Origin of the sequence: Pantoea cypripedii (genome assembly GCF_002095535.1) — a bacterium.
Taxonomy (GTDB): Bacteria; Pseudomonadota; Gammaproteobacteria; order Enterobacterales; family Enterobacteriaceae; genus Pantoea; species Pantoea cypripedii.
The window spans coordinates 1,049,345-1,064,233 of the sequence record NZ_MLJI01000002.1; the positions used below are offsets into that span (position 1 = coordinate 1,049,345).

Annotated in this window: 14 protein-coding genes; 4 read left to right on the top strand and 10 right to left on the bottom strand. The window is 48.3% G+C overall.

Translation table 11 applies throughout. The annotated features are described in order from the left end of the window. Window positions 1–72 precede the first annotated feature (72 nt). Window positions 73–1,128 (bottom strand): NAD(P)-dependent alcohol dehydrogenase, encoded by a 1,056-nt coding sequence (locus HA50_RS26115; RefSeq protein ID WP_084879690.1) that lies wholly within the window; start codon window positions 1,126–1,128, stop codon window positions 73–75. A 218-nt stretch (window positions 1,129–1,346) separates the two neighbouring features. On the opposite strand from HA50_RS26115, the gene HA50_RS26120 reads away from it, so the two are divergent. Then, window positions 1,347–2,618 (top strand): NTP/NDP exchange transporter, encoded by a 1,272-nt coding sequence (locus tag HA50_RS26120; protein ID WP_139811040.1) that lies wholly within the window; start codon window positions 1,347–1,349, stop codon window positions 2,616–2,618. Then, window positions 2,618–3,346 carry an NADPH-dependent F420 reductase gene (locus tag HA50_RS26125; protein ID WP_084879692.1) on the top strand — a complete coding sequence of 243 codons (729 nt, stop codon included), beginning with the start codon at window positions 2,618–2,620 and terminating at the stop codon, window positions 3,344–3,346. The genes HA50_RS26120 and HA50_RS26125 overlap by 1 nt, the downstream gene beginning before the upstream one ends. Window positions 3,347–3,395: 49 nt before the next feature. On the opposite strand, the gene HA50_RS26130 is transcribed toward HA50_RS26125, so the two are convergent. From HA50_RS26130 to HA50_RS26140, 3 genes are all read right to left on the bottom strand, one after another. After that, the gene (locus HA50_RS26130; protein ID WP_084879693.1) at window positions 3,396–4,226 is read right to left on the bottom strand and encodes an SDR family oxidoreductase; all 831 of its coding nucleotides are present in this window, start codon (window positions 4,224–4,226) and stop codon (window positions 3,396–3,398) included. A 14-nt stretch (window positions 4,227–4,240) separates the two neighbouring features. Continuing rightward, complete coding sequence (locus HA50_RS26135; protein WP_084879694.1) at window positions 4,241–5,005, bottom strand: SDR family oxidoreductase; 765 nt, start codon at window positions 5,003–5,005, stop codon at window positions 4,241–4,243. Between the two features lie 251 nt (window positions 5,006–5,256). Continuing rightward, window positions 5,257–6,663: an MFS transporter gene (locus tag HA50_RS26140; protein ID WP_084879695.1), complete on the bottom strand. Its 1,407-nt coding sequence runs from the start codon at window positions 6,661–6,663 to the stop codon at window positions 5,257–5,259. A 236-nt stretch (window positions 6,664–6,899) separates the two neighbouring features. Here HA50_RS26140 and HA50_RS26145 point away from each other — a divergent pair, with 236 nt between their 5' ends. Beyond that, a complete protein-coding gene (locus HA50_RS26145; RefSeq protein WP_084879696.1) occupies window positions 6,900–7,799 on the top strand; it encodes a LysR family transcriptional regulator in 900 nt (299 codons plus the stop codon). A gap of 185 nt (window positions 7,800–7,984) precedes the next feature. Beyond that, window positions 7,985–8,956 carry a helix-turn-helix domain-containing protein gene (locus tag HA50_RS26150; RefSeq protein ID WP_084879697.1) on the top strand — a complete coding sequence of 324 codons (972 nt, stop codon included), beginning with the start codon at window positions 7,985–7,987 and terminating at the stop codon, window positions 8,954–8,956. Window positions 8,957–8,988: 32 nt separating this feature from the next. On the opposite strand, the gene HA50_RS26155 is transcribed toward HA50_RS26150, so the two are convergent. From HA50_RS26155 to HA50_RS26180, 6 genes are read right to left on the bottom strand one after another with little or no spacing between them, the layout of a single operon-like run. Then, complete coding sequence (locus tag HA50_RS26155) at window positions 8,989–9,510, bottom strand: flavin reductase family protein (protein ID WP_084879698.1); 522 nt, start codon at window positions 9,508–9,510, stop codon at window positions 8,989–8,991. A gap of 30 nt (window positions 9,511–9,540) precedes the next feature. Further along, window positions 9,541–10,857 carry a zinc-binding metallopeptidase family protein gene (locus tag HA50_RS26160; protein ID WP_084879699.1) on the bottom strand — a complete coding sequence of 439 codons (1,317 nt, stop codon included), beginning with the start codon at window positions 10,855–10,857 and terminating at the stop codon, window positions 9,541–9,543. After that, window positions 10,854–11,504: a cysteine hydrolase family protein gene (locus HA50_RS26165; RefSeq protein ID WP_084879700.1), complete on the bottom strand. Its 651-nt coding sequence runs from the start codon at window positions 11,502–11,504 to the stop codon at window positions 10,854–10,856. Before HA50_RS26165 ends, HA50_RS26160 begins: the two co-directional genes overlap by 4 nt. Further along, window positions 11,501–12,583, bottom strand: coding sequence for an LLM class flavin-dependent oxidoreductase (locus HA50_RS26170; RefSeq protein ID WP_084879701.1), 1,083 nt, complete (start codon window positions 12,581–12,583; stop codon window positions 11,501–11,503). The genes HA50_RS26165 and HA50_RS26170 overlap by 4 nt, the downstream gene beginning before the upstream one ends. A gap of 36 nt (window positions 12,584–12,619) precedes the next feature. Further along, a complete protein-coding gene (locus tag HA50_RS26175; RefSeq protein ID WP_084879702.1) occupies window positions 12,620–13,879 on the bottom strand; it encodes an MFS transporter in 1,260 nt (419 codons plus the stop codon). Between the two features lie 37 nt (window positions 13,880–13,916). Continuing rightward, complete coding sequence (locus HA50_RS26180) at window positions 13,917–14,645, bottom strand: outer membrane protein OmpK (RefSeq protein ID WP_084879703.1); 729 nt, start codon at window positions 14,643–14,645, stop codon at window positions 13,917–13,919. Window positions 14,646–14,889: the final 244 nt, after the last annotated feature.

A 14,889-nucleotide genomic window follows, 5' to 3' on the forward strand; every position in this document is an offset into this window, starting at 1 on the left:
TAGAAAAGGGGAGAGATAGCCGGAATATGTATTGCGGGGAGGTGGCAGAGCACTTCCCCGGCATGATGGCGACTACGCTTTCAGCGAGGCAATATCGATGACGAAACGATATTTCACATCGCTTTTCAGCATACGTTTCCAGGCATCATTGATGTCCTGCATGTTGATCATTTCAACATCGGAAGTGATGCCATGCTCACCACAGAAATCCATCATTTCCTGGGTTTCAGCAATGCCACCGATCACTGAACCGGCGACAGATTTACGGCCCAGTACCAGCGGTGCACTGTTCAGTACCGGGTCCAGGTCACCGAGATAACCGACCAGCACCAGCGTACCGTTCAGCGCCAGGGTTGGGATATAAGGCTTCAGATCATGGACGTAGGGAACGGTGTCGATAATCAGATCAAACTGGTTATAGACCGCCTTCATCTGCGCTTCGTCGGTGGAAATGACGATATGTTCTGCACCGAGGCGACGGGCATCTTCCGATTTATTCGGTGAACGGCTGAATAGTGTGACATCCGCACCCAGCGCTTTAGCCAGCTTCAGCGCCATATGGCCGAGACCGCCAAGACCTACCACCGCAACTTTGCTGCCCGGACCCACATTCCAGTGACGCAGCGGAGACCAGGTGGTGATACCGGCACACAACAGCGGGGCGGCGCTTTTTAAATCCAGGCCATCCGGCACTTTGACCACGAATTTCTCGGTGACGACGATTTTGTCAGAATAACCACCGTAGGTCGGCATCTGGTCATGACGATCAACGTCGTTATAGGTGAGGGTGTTGCCCTCTTCACAATACTGCTCCAGACCCTGCTCACACGCGCTGCAATGCTGACAGGAATCCACCATGCAACCGACACCAACATGATCGCCAACGTTGAATTTGGTGACGGCTTTGCCAACGTGCGTGACACGGCCAATAATTTCGTGCCCGGGCACCATCGGATATTTTGCACCGCCCCAGTCGTTATAGGCGTTGTGGATATCGGAGTGGCAAACACCGCTGTAGAGAATCTCGATCACCACATCATTGTCACGCGGATCGCGACGCACGAAATTATGTGGCACTAAGTCTTCTTTGGCGGCAAAGGCTGCATAGCCTTTCACGTTTAAGGTCATTCTCTGTCTCCTGGGATAAAACCATGCGGTAAAGAACCATAAGGTAAATAGCAGATTACGCCAGACAAAATTACCTTTATGGGGATGAATGGCCTTATGAATATAGCTCATCACTAATGACGCAAAATGCTAATCTGCAATAAATTATTTTCTGCACTGTCTTTTATGATTCTCCTCTGGAATTCTGTATTCGGATGCTATTTATGAATGCTGACAGAATGAGCAAATTATTAGATGTCAGAAAAAATGAGTTCAGAATACTCGCCTGGGCCATGTTGTATGTCTTCTCGCTTTTTCTGGCGTATTATCTGTTGCGCCCGGTTCGCGATGAGTTAGGTGTGGCGGGTGGAGTCAATAATCTCCCCTGGCTATTCAGTGGCACGCTGATTGCTATGTTAATTCTGACGCCGATATTTTCATTTTTAGTTAAAAGATTTTCCCGCATCACAGTAATTAAATTGAGTTATCATTTTTTTGCTGCGCATCTGCTGATGTTCTTTATTTTGTTGTTGCCTGCATTCAGTGAATACCGTATCTGGACGGGCAGAATTTTCTTTATCTGGGTATCGGTGTTTAACCTGTTTGTGGTATCGATTTTCTGGTCACTGATTGTTGATGTTTTCAGCCCGGAGCAGGGGTTGAGATTATTTGGCATCCTATCTGCCGGGGCTACCCTGGGGGCGATGGTCGGGTCCCTGGTGACGCTGATGTTAGTGGAAGTCATCGATCAGCGCGGATTGATTCTTCTGGCATTCCTGATGCTGGAGCTAAGCTTGCTGTCGGCACATCGCGCTGTCAGCCATGCCGAAAATATCAAACAACAGCAGGACGAGAGCCATGCATCTGAACGCCCGGTGGGTGGTTCGGTCTTTGCCGGTATCACCCACACCCTGCGCTCGCCTTACCTGTCAGGTATTGCCGTTTTTATGATTCTGTACAGCCTGACATCGACTTTTCTTTATCTGGAACAGGCGAGGATAGCCGCCAACGCTTTTTCAGACAGAGCCGCGCGCACGCAATTTTTCGCCACCATCGATTTGTGGGTCAATATATTTACCCTCATCTCTCAGCTGATGTTAACGTCCAGAACCCTGAAAGGGTTAGGCGTATCATTTACCCTGGCAATTTTACCGCTGGTGACGCTGGCAGGCTTTTCATTATTACTGGCGTTTCCCTCGCTGATTATTTTTGTGGTGTTCCAGGTGGTGCGCAGAATCAGCAACTTTTCATTCGCCCGTCCTGGCAGAGAAATTTTATTTACCCGGGTGAATAAAGAGGAACGCTACAAGTCGAAAAATTTCATCGATACGGTGGTTTATCGACTGGGTGACCAGCTGGGAAGCTGGAGTTATGCCGGATTATTAAATTTCTCAGGCAGCGCCGGTGTGCTGGCTTATATCGCCATCCCTCTTTCACTCATCTGGCTGGCTCTCTCTCTGTGGCTGGGCAGCAAATCTCCTTTCATTCCTCTCAAATCAGGAGGTGACTAATGTCTTTTTCCAGACGTCAACTTATCAAATTAGCCGCAATCACCGGAGCCATCGGATTAACCGGCGGCACGATGCAACTCGCCAGAGCTGAAGGCACCGGCACGGGACGGACGCTGAAAATCGGTGTCATCGGTGCCGGCTGGCTGGGCGGTACGGTGGCGAAACTGTGGGTAAAAGCCGGGCATCAGGTGATGTTTTCCACCCGTCATCTTGATGAACTGCGACGCGAGATCGCCCCGCTGGGTGCCAATGCCCGTGCCGGTACGCCAGCCGAAGCCGCAGCGTTTGGTGACATCCTGCTGTTTGCTGTGCCTTACGATGCGCTACCGCAACTGGGCCAGCAGCTCGCGCCATTGATGAAAGGAAAGATTGTGATTGATGCCTGCAATCCTCCGGGCTCGCAAATGAGCGAGGATGGCGTCGCTGAGACCAGCCAGAGATTATTGCCCGGTACGCGCTATGTCCGCGCCTTCAGCGCCGTTGATGCCACGGCAATTGAGGCCTCTGCCAGTGCCAGCCAGAGCAATAAACTGGGGGTGCCGATGGCCAGTGACGACGCAGCGGCATTAACTGTCGTGGCGAAGTTAGTGGAGGATGTCGGTTCTGTCCCGGTGATCACCGGAAATCTGGCATCGGCGCGAAGCTTTCAGCGCGGGGGGCCGGGTTTCCGTGCCAACACCAACGCTGCGGCGTTACGTAACATTCTCGGCTTACCGGCAGCGGGTTGAGCACCGGTTGAACGCGCATCAGGTGTCTGATGCGCGATCAATCCCACCACTACTGCGGTTTTAACTCACCGTATTTTACCGATGCGGTGACACCGCCATCGATTAACACATCGCTGCCGCTCATATAAGCGCCGTTAGGACCAAACATAAACTCGGCCAGCGCACCGATTTCATCCGGTGTGCCGCCACGTCCTGCCGGTGATTTGCCTAACATATTGCGGTAGTAATCACCGCGTTCCGCGCTATTCAGCTCGTCGTAGGCCAGTGGGGTGAAAATAATGCCTGCGCTGATGCAATTAATACGCGCACCGCGTTTCCCCCATTTCACCGCTTCAGACATCACTCGCAACGCATTGCCGCGTTTTGAGATCTGATAGGCATACAGGCTGTCATCAATCGCTTTGACCCACGGAAGTTCCAGCAGTTCTTCAGGAGGCAGTGTGGCCAGTTGATCGGCGGTTGCCTGTGAAATCGCGTCACAATCCAGGCGATGGCTGGACTGCGATCCCAGCACCACGCAAGATCCACCCGCCGCAATCACTTTGCCAAACTCTTCAAATACTACGGCGCTGCCGTACAAATCGACATGCAGCAGATCCTGTGCTTTCGCCTGCGAGGGGGAGAGTCCCGCCGTCAGGATTACGCCTTTGATATCACCCAGGGCTGTGGAAGCCGCGACTAATTGCTGGATTGATTCTCGCGACCTGACATCGACCTGGGCGGACTCTACCTCAAACCCGGCTCTTTTCAGGATGTCTTCGACCGCTTTGGCATTATCCAGATGGATATCGGCCAGCAGAATTTTTTTACCCACGCTGACGCGGCGCGCGATAGCCTGCGCAATGGAACCGCTGCCGATAACGACAATAACCTCTGTCATAACTGACCTCATATTTAACGTGTAATACGGGTGGGGGCGGCTGCATGCATGGCTGAAACCACCCTTTCTGGTTCTTCATTCATGGGCATGTTATCCCGGTCATGAATCGCATCGACGCCATCGCCATCCTGATCGACACTGCGGAAAAACGAGACGAAATCCTCCGTTGCCGGACCTGTTTCGGCCACCAGTTCGAAGGTCTTATTCCATGCATCCGGCAAGCTGATGCTGTTAACCAGCACCTGGGCAATCTGGTGACGGGAAATAACACCGTCTTTCGGGCTGCCATCACGTCGGTTATCCCCCTGGAGGGCGACCAGTTTCAGCTGATTCGCGGCGTTGTAATCGAACCAGCCGGGGCGCACGATGGTGTAGCGACAGCTACTGGCCCGCACCAGCCGTTCTGCCCGGCGTTTCCAGTCGTGCATGGTGCTTCTTACCGTGACACCAATCGCCGTCATCAGCGCGATGTGCACCGGACGTCCGCCCAGGGCCTGAATAACATTTCTGACCCCACCGTAATCGACCTGCTCAAAACCCTGTTGCTCATAGCCATGGGTACCATGAGTAAAAATGATAGCGTCCACGTCTTTTACTGCCAGGTACAGCGAGTTGATATCAGTCAGGTCGCCTGTCACCTGTTCAATATCAGCAGGGAATTTACGGATATCCGCGTTTTTACGTGTCAGCACTCGGGCCCTGTGTCCGTTATTCAGTGCTTCACTGACGACATGACGGCCAACGGAACCCGTTGCACCAATGATAAGTACCAGACTCATAAAGGTTCCTCGTTTATATATTAAGAGCCATGTCATTAAGCTGGATTAAATATTTACGCTTAAATTTCAGATGTGATTAATTAATGGCAAGAGGCCAATAACTAATAAAGTAATATTGTTTTTTTCGAATGAGGTTAATATAGCGGCTAATGAACAAAATTACTTTACATGTAATCCGCAAAACTCTATGAATTTTGCTCATGAATGCCAGTATTGGCATTCATGAGTCCTGTCTGACGACAATAATGATGTTAATCAGGCTTTTTTGTCCGCCCCATCACCGTTAATACCAGCAGCAAAGAGAAAGCGATCAGCACCGCACCGGCGGTGAATGCCTTACCGGTCTGATGTATTAATAAGGGGACCGCAGCCAGATTCTCGCCACCTGCTTCCGCAGCAGCCACCAACACGCTAAGACCCAGTGCTCCGCCGATTTGATGGGCAACATTCACGATGCCGGATGCCGCACCTGCATCCTTTGGTGCGACGCCATTAATACCGGATGTGGTCAATGGACCCATGGCTCCGCCAATACCGATGCCGATGAGGATTGTGGGTAGCAACAGACCGCGAATAAAGGTCGAAGACGCATCCAGACGGCTAAGCATCAACATACCGATCAGGGCAAACAGCAAACTCAGAATTAATATGCGGCGGCTTCCCATGCGTTGAACCAGTTTAGGTACATTCAGCGCCACAACGAAATTGGTCAGCATTGCAGGCAAGAAAGCCAACCCTGCCTGAATGGGAGAATAATGTAAGACGCCCTGCATAAATTGCGTGCTGTAGAAAAAAAAGCCCATGGCAGCACCGATATAAAGCAGACGTGCGGCATACGCGCCCGAACGTTCGGCACTTTTGAACAGATGCAGTGGCATTACCGGCTCATCAACTTTGCGCTCAATCAGGATGAACAAAACAAGTAATAAACTGCCCATCAGAAAAGAAAGCTGGGTAACTAAAGAACCCCAGCCCAGCGTACCGGAGGAGACGGTGCCATAAACAATCCCGGTCATGCCCAGAGACGATAAGATGGATCCGGGGATATCCGCCTTGCCACTTTGTTTATCGGTTTCCTCGATATAGCGGGAAGCGGCGAAAATCAAGACGATGCCAATCGGGACATTAACCATAAACCCCGCTCTCCAGGATACCAGTTCGGCTAAGACTCCCCCGATAACCAGACCCACGCTGGCGGATAACCCTCCGGCGGCTGCATAGAGTGAAATCGCACGGGTTCTGGCTGGACCTGCCGGAAAGGTGATTTGCAGAATGGCTAAGGTTGAGGGGGCGAGGATTGCCGCGCCAACCCCCTGAATTGCGCGGGCGATAACCAGAAATGCAGCGTCAGGAGCGAGGCTGATCGCCAGCGAAGCCAGAGTAAAAATGGTTAACCCGATATTCAGCATTCTTTTGCGGCCAAAGAGATCGCCTGCTTTCGCGCTAAGCAACAGCAAACCGCCAAACGTCAGTGCATAAGCGCTGGAAATCCAGGACAGACCTGCAAGACTGAAAGAAAGCTCCTGATGGATTTTTGGGAGTCCGGTTATTACCACCGAGTTATCAATAACTATCATCATATAACTGATGAGGATCAGGCTTAAAATGATAGTGGGGTGCTTTTCATGATGGCGAACAAGTGTTTGCTGAGCGGGCATTATTAATTCTCGTTTCCGAATCGCTGAGGGATTGAGAAAATTATACGGATTTACCCCCGCAGAAATTAGTCCGATAATTATGCATTCCCTTATAACCCACATTCATAAATGACGTTGCGGCTTTTTATTAATCACTGCCAGTGAACGCTTATGAATCTGATTCATAGGCCCTATGAATCACTTCAACCAGTGATGATGTCATCATAGCGATATCTAAAATTCCATGATTTGAAAACATGTTTAAAGATGATTTGGCTGACCTCAGTGTGTTTGCACTGATAGCCGATGAGCAAAACTTTTCCAAAGCGGCGATCAAACTGGGTCTGTCGCAATCAGCCTTAAGTTATACCCTCAACAGATTAGAAGGGCGTTTAGGGGTTAAACTGCTCAACCGTACCACCCGAAGCGTCTCACCGACCCAGGCAGGAGAGAAGCTGCTTAGCACCTTAAGACCGGCATTAAATGCAATCGCCGATGAACTGATTTCGCTGGATCAGCTACGTGAACGACCTTCAGGGTTAATTAGAATCACGGCACCCAAATACCCGACGGAAAAGTATGTACTGCCGGTGGTGAGCGCTATGCTGCAAAACCACCCTGAAGTTTCGTTTGAAATTGATATCAATGCCTCCCTGAAGAACATTATTGATGAGCGGTTCGACGCGGGCATTGCCTTACGTGAGCAGGTTGAAAAGGATATGGTGGCGATTCCGTTAGGGGGTGACCTGCGTATGGCTATTGTGGCGACGCCTGATTACTTTATCGACAAACAAATCCCCCGTGAGCCCGGTGACTTAAAAGATCACCGGTGCCTGGCCTATCGCCGCGACTCAACCGGGCGCATTTATGGTTGGGAGTTTGAAAAGCAGGATAGTAAATATAAACACCGGATTGACGGGAATTTCACCGTTAATGATATCGACATCATGCTGAAGGCGGTGGGATCAGGAAAGTGGATTTGTTGTATTCCTGAGCATTATGTTATCGACGAAATCAACGCAGGAAAGTACGTTCGGGTACTTGAAGACTGGTGCCCAAACTTCCCAGGTTATACGCTCTACTATTCAGGGCGGAAAGAATTAACTCTCGGATTCAGGTTGTTTATTGACATGATGAAAGAGGCTTGTCAGAGCTAATCGCTCAAAATGATATGCACCATGATGTTGCGAGAAAACACGTTAGCAGTGCAGTGTGATCAGAGAATTGTGTGAGAATGCCCTTTATTGAATCTCTTTCTCAACGGGTATTAAGCCTGCCTTAAAACCCGGTGAGAATGGCATAAATATTGCTGTTTAAAAGAGTTCATGAAAAGGGCAGTGATATGATAAAGCAGCGTCTGGAAGAAAATCATTGGCGAGTAGATACGAAAGATTTCCCGGCAGAGAGAAAAAGTGATGTCTGGAAGATGGCAATGCAGAAAATATTTCTTGCGGCGCAATATTCAGAAGAGAAAAGTCTCAGCGGAGAGATTACCTACTTTAAAAGCCATATGGGGGTTGATTTTGTTAATCTGGCAGGATCGCCGCAAACATTGACGGGTAACTATCCCTCTGCATCTGAAAGCCTTTGGCTCGCCATTTTGATTAAGGGTGAATCTCTTCTGGAGATTAATCGTGATCACCTCGATTTCAGTATAGGCAGTATACTGTATGGATCATGCAGTAATATTGACCATATTTGCCTGGAAATGGGAACAGATTTTAAAATTCTGACTATTGAGATCCCCAATACCGCTTTTTATAAGCGTCTGGTGAATCCGTTATCAATCAGAGCAGGGGTACTGCGATCAGAAAATGGTGTCAGCAGATTGCTTTACGCGTTTCTGGAGGCGGTGAGTAATGAAATGGAACATCTGACACCTTCCTCCTTCCGCTCACTGGATAGCGCGTTGACTGAGCTGTTTCTTACCAGCCTGGCAGAACATATCTCGTTAAATAATTTCAGTAACTATGCAAACGCGCATGCATTTCAACGTCTTTGTGATTCTATCGAGCAACATATCAGCGATGAAAGCTTAAGCCTGGGGAAACTTGGCCTGCTTAATAATGTTTCAGAACGCTATATTCAGAAAATTTTTCAGGAGGCGGGCCTTAAATTCAGCAACTATGTCAGGGAAAGACGAATCGATCTTTGTAAAAGGGACTTAGCGAATCCTAACTATAGAGGGCTATCAATATCAGAGATTTGCTTTCGCTGGGGATTTAGCGATATCGCTTATTTTAGTCGCGTTTTTAGTCAGAAAATTGGCGTTTCCCCTCGGGTGTACCGGGAACAAGCCAGGAAAATTGATTGACGCCTGCGAATGACAGGCGTCGCAGATAGCGGTTAAATAAATCTTCCCTGATGATAAATCATAGGAGAAACGTCAGGGTAGGACACCAGAGATAATGGTTCACCGATAATAATATTATGGTCACCTCCCTCAATACTTTGGTGAACTTTACATTCAATATGGGCAATACATCCGTCGATCAACGGGAGTCCGTACCTGCTCATAGTATGAGGTATTTGGCTAAACTTTCCTTTATCCCGTGACCCACATTGAAAGGCGACAGATTGCTGTGGCTGGGAAAGGATATTTACGGCAAATACCCCTTGTGTCAGCAGGCTACTAAGGGTGTTGCTACGCTTGTCCAGACTCACGAGTAATAACATCGGGTTGAGGGAAAGCGAGCAAAAGGCACTGACGGTGGTCCCGGTTGGCATACCTTGTGAATCAAGCGTTGTGATGACGGTGACACCACTGGCAAATTGCGCCATACCCGCACGCCACTGTTGCGGTGAGATATCAGGGCTGGTATCCGCGATACCCGGCGTTGCCATGGCGAGCTGTGAATCTGGGCTCATATAATTACCTGAAATAATTGATTGAAAATATTAGGCTCGTCCGCAGATGGCCAGCATAGACAGTGCGTAAATCAAGGTGCATTGGCGCAAATCCTCTGGCGTGGGTGACTGCCGAGGGAAGCCAAATGTCACTGCTGGAATGTCATTCATATTGAAGACGTTATGATCCCGCCACATGCTTGAATAAACAGAATGTGCCAGCTTGAGCGGTTGACCCTGAACCTGTTGAACGGACGCGCCAAGCGCATGAACAAGCGGATAAACCTGCTCATCAGCACAAAAGCCATGCCTTACCACACTGGGATATAAGGAAAAACGTCCGGGCGAGCGCTCAAGTAAAAGCGCCTTCAGGGATCTTTCAATCACACTGGCTTTAACACCAGGAGGCAGTACGACATCCAGATAAATATGGCAGATCTCAGTCCCTGCACCGAAAGTATGAGGCACGCCCCCCCGGATAGAATCAATCTGCGCTTTACCCACTGAAACACCCCCAGGCGTTTCTACGCGGAAGTCGCGCTCATAAGCCTGACACCATTCATGCAATGCTTCGGTGAGTATACCGATACGGTGCAGTGGATTTGGATGGGTACTGGATTCACCCTCATGGAAAAGGGCTGGAGTAAAAACACCTTCGCCATAAAGGGTGATTCGGAATAATGCATAGCCGCTGGCTTGCCAGGTCACGCCAAAATCTGTGCCTTCTGCCACCACGGCATAATCCGGGCAAACACCACCATGATTAAACAAAAAATGTGTGCCTAACTCTTTACCCAGAAATTCAATCCCAGAACATGATTCGACAGGTTCAGGGCCAATTTCGCCAGGTGAGGCCGTCAGATACACTTTGCCAGCGAGTTTTATCCCGGCTTTTTTCAGGGCCTTCGCGGCCATCAAAAAACAACTCATCGGGCCGCGGTCATTGGTTAATGCGTAGCCATGAAAATGACCGTCCTCAAGCCAGCATTGTTGCCACTCCGGCTGTGCCAGTGTTTCCGCTGTGAACTTGTCATTATCCAGCAGGTTGTCATACAGCGGGCTCTCTGTATCCAGATGCGCGTTGAACAGCAGATTAGCCCCTGCGCCATCACCGCCATATTCGGCCACAATATTAGGTCTGGCGGGATCCAGCGCGATTTTTCGCGCAGAAAACCCCTGCTCAAGACACCACTGATAGACGAAATTTGCCGCTTCAAGTTCGTGGCCCGAACGGCTTGGTATATTACTTAATGTTAAAGCAAGGTCGGTTAATTCCTGTGAATCAATGGCCTGCTGAATGGCTAATAATTCTTCTTCACTGGTTTTATGAACCTCAGAATAATTCTGTTTTAGAATATCCTCAATCATCGCAGCCTCCGCGTCCCCAGAAGATGAAATGCGTCAATCGTTTCATCTGTTGCGACATTTATCGCAAAACTTTCCTCAAGAATTTCCAGGCTGACGTCATGAAAATCCTGCCGATAGGCGGCACATGCATCACCGATGATAAATACTGAAAAATCCCGGTGGTAGGCATCCCGAATGGTGGAGTCAACGCAGCATTCGGTGGTTAATCCACAAACTAACAGGGTGTCAATATTCTGTTTCTTTAATCTCTCAGCGAAGTCAGTTTCATAAAATGCACTGTACTTAGGTTTGTGAATAATATGGTCCCCCTGCTGAGGCAGGATTTCATAAAACTCTGACCCTTTGCTGTTATCACGGCAGATTGCATAGAGCTCATCCGGATCAAAACCTTTGCGCAACATAAAGTTCTTCCAGGCTTCAGAATCCGTATCCGGATGTGTTTTAAGGCCGATAAAATAAACCTGGATATTATTATCTCTTGCAGAGGAATATAAACGCTTCATATTGATAATGGCGGCGTTTACACTCGCCATATTCATATTGTATTTTGCACACTGGCCGTCCTCACTGGCAAAGTCAAACTGTAAATCCACAATGCATAGGGCGCTGCGTTCCGGGTCCAACCAGTCTTTTAGTTGTTCACTCATAACGTTCCTTTAGGTAATGCAAGTGATGCTTTCAGAGGCTGATAAATATCACGACCAAATCGGGTAAGACCTTCGACATAATCCGGGAAAATCAGCATCACACCATCGAGATCACAATCCCGAATAAGCGACTCGATTTGTTGCTGGCAGGTTTGCGCACTGCCAATTGCGGTATGGCTCATAAAGGCATTGCTGGCGCGTTCAAACATACTTTTTGCACTTTCAATATCCACGCCAAAGCTGCGCATCATGCCCTCAACAGCACCTATATCGAGTCCGTCGCGATAATATTGCGCCAGGGATTGTGCCTCTTCATCGGTATCCGCGATGATCACGGTACACATGCAAAAAACTTTAATTTCGCTTTTATTCTGCAAGGCTATCTGGCGTGCCATCTGACTCAGTTTTTTTGTTTCAGACTCATCTTTACCACCAATAAAACAAGCATCAGCATTTTTTACCGTAAACGTCATTCCCTTCTCTGATTGGCCCGCACAGATTAAATAGGGCCGTGGGGAAGAAACGGGTTTTGGATTAGAAACACAGGATTCAAGCTGGAAATATCGTCCCTCCATCGTCACCTCAGGTTCCGACCACAACCGTTTAATCGCCGTGGTCCATTCCTGTGTCATATCATAACGGTCATCGTGTGAGAGCGATGCATCCCAGGCTCCCATCTGCTTAAATTCGTCTTTGAATGAACCTGAAACAATATTCAACCCTGCGCGACCTTTACTGATTTGATCGAGGGTGCTGATCATCTTCGCAGTCACTGCGGGATTGTGTAATCCCGCATGCATGGTGGCGATTAGCTTCGCATGCGAGGTACATTCGGCCAGACCCGCCATCATGGTGACTGATTCAAGGGATGTGCCCCAGTGATCCGTTTCACCGCCAAAACCCCGCCATTTGCCCATCGACATAATGAAGTCCAGCCCAATCTGGTCGGCAATGATCGCGGCCTGGCGGTTCTGTTCGTAGGATGCCGTCAATGGAGGGGTGTTTTTTGAAATGATCCATCCACCATTAGCAATCGGCAAAAAAACACCGAATTCAATTTTCTTCTCTGAATGTGACATGTGATCTCCTGCATATTGTTTGGTTATAAAAAATGATTATTGGGAAGCCAGTTTTTTATGCTCTTGCTTAATCCGTGTCGGTCTTCTCATCGGAATGGTCAGCAGGAAAATGGCAAAGGGAACCGCGGTATAAATTAAAAATGCAGTGGAGAAACTGCCTTCAGCATCCTTAATCATACCCGCGACCAGAGGGCCAAAACATGCCACTGTAGAAATCAGGTTCATCACTGAAAATAATTCCAGATAAGGCTGACGTCCAAAATATTCAGTTAGCAATACGCTACTGGATAGAAATGTCATGCCATACCCGACACCGATGCCGATGGTGAATAATGTGAGCATAAACAATGAACTGGAGTAACTTATTGCAATCATGCCTAAAATAATGAAGAACAGGCTGATGAGGAGCATTTTTTTGGCCTGAATAAATTCGCCAAGAATACCGCCACCCACACGCGAGAATGCATTAATGAAAGCCTGGGTACTGAGAAGGCTGCCAGCAAGTGTCGCTGAAAATCCCTGCTCAGTGATATGCGCAACGGCGAAGCTATTGACGGTGATGCCACAAAGCAGGAATGAGGTGTAGGCAGCGGCGATAACATAGAACTGCCATGTTTTAAATGCTTCTTTCGCTGACCAGGCACCGCGAGAGTTTGCCGCATCATCTGCGTGATGGCCCTGAGTACGTTGGTTGATGCGTTCACTGTGTGCCTGCTCAGCTGCATTTTCCTTAATCATGACAATAGCAATGACCAGCATAACAACCATGGCGATGCCACTGACTGCCCAGTGCATGCGCCAGCTATGCCATACGCTGACGGAGAGGAAGTAAAGCAGGGGGCCGACAACGCCACCAAGGCCGCCAATAAAGAAATAGATGCCAAAGATCAGTGTTTGTCGTTCGAACAGTCGGCTCAAAATGTAAGTGCCAGGTACCGTCGCGACAAAACTGAATCCAACGCCTAATAATACCGTTCCCAGGAAATAGATATTTAAAGTGTGAAGAGAATACAGGCAGCTAAAACCTGCGGCCAGGATAATGCATCCTAATACTAACGTCGCCCTTACACCAAAGCGACGAATAATCATCGCGGGTAAGTAACTGGAAAGACCACAGGCTAGCCCGAGTAAAGTAAACCCTAAGCCTGCGCTTGCCCAACTCCAGTTAAACTCCTGCACCATGGCAGGAAGGACAACCCCTAACGATGTGAATGTTGATGCTGTAATAATAAAAAACAGTAAGCTGAAAATAACGAGCATTGACCAACAATAGACCTTGCCGATGTCATCATTCATTGGTTTGTTCCTTTTGAATGTTACCTGTCGATAATGGTTAGTGTGCGAAATAGGAGAAGCTATAACGAATCATCAAACCATAACTAAACTGATTCGTTCTGTAGTAAGGCGTATCTTCTATTTTATATTTGTTCTTAATGGGTTCAATCACTGCACCGACCCATAAATGGCCAGGCTGGTATCCTAATGCCTGACCAAGGTCGTAATGTATTTCAGGTTTGAAATCGAGCATCACTGGATTATCACCCTGACCGAACGTCATATCGAACGTCCCCACTACACGGAAATCACCGATTGATGTTGTGAACGGATATCCGTAATCAATATGCAGACGGCGATCATCCCAGCCTTTGTGCGGATTATGTTCGAAATAATAAATGGTACGTAACCAGGAAAAACCTGGAATCTGCCAGTCAAGCGCAATGCCAGGGAAGTAACTGTTGCTATATCCCTTAGTGCGTGAAACCCAGAGCGCGGCTGAGGCATCTTTAAAAATGCCCCAGGAGATGTCCTTATTAAGATTCTTTGCCAGACTCAGTCTTGGAACCGCTTTGTAATAATAGGTGCTGGTATCCCCAACATAATCGCCTTGCAGTGAACGCTGCCATATTCCATAGACATACATGTCACCAATACTGTAGTCACCCCATGCTTCAACAACGGGGGAGACCGTTTTATAAGGGTCGACTTTATTACCACTGAAGGCGTAAAGGGAGGTGTCCAGAGATTGGAAATTAACAAAAGGTTTTGCCTGTGCATAAGACATCGTCAAACATGTCGCCACACATAAAAACAATAACTTATACTGTATCTTCAAAATATTAATTCCTGTTATCTGTGAATTGAAATCTTCTTGCAAAGGGAATCACGGTTAACTAACTAACAATGTTTTAATTTTCACTCTGCCTGTTTTTTGTTCTTCATTAATGCTCTTCTCACAGCCCGGCTATGGCTAACCGAAGATAAAAGTCTTCCGGATTAACCTGTGGCCGAGTATAGGGCAGGAGTTG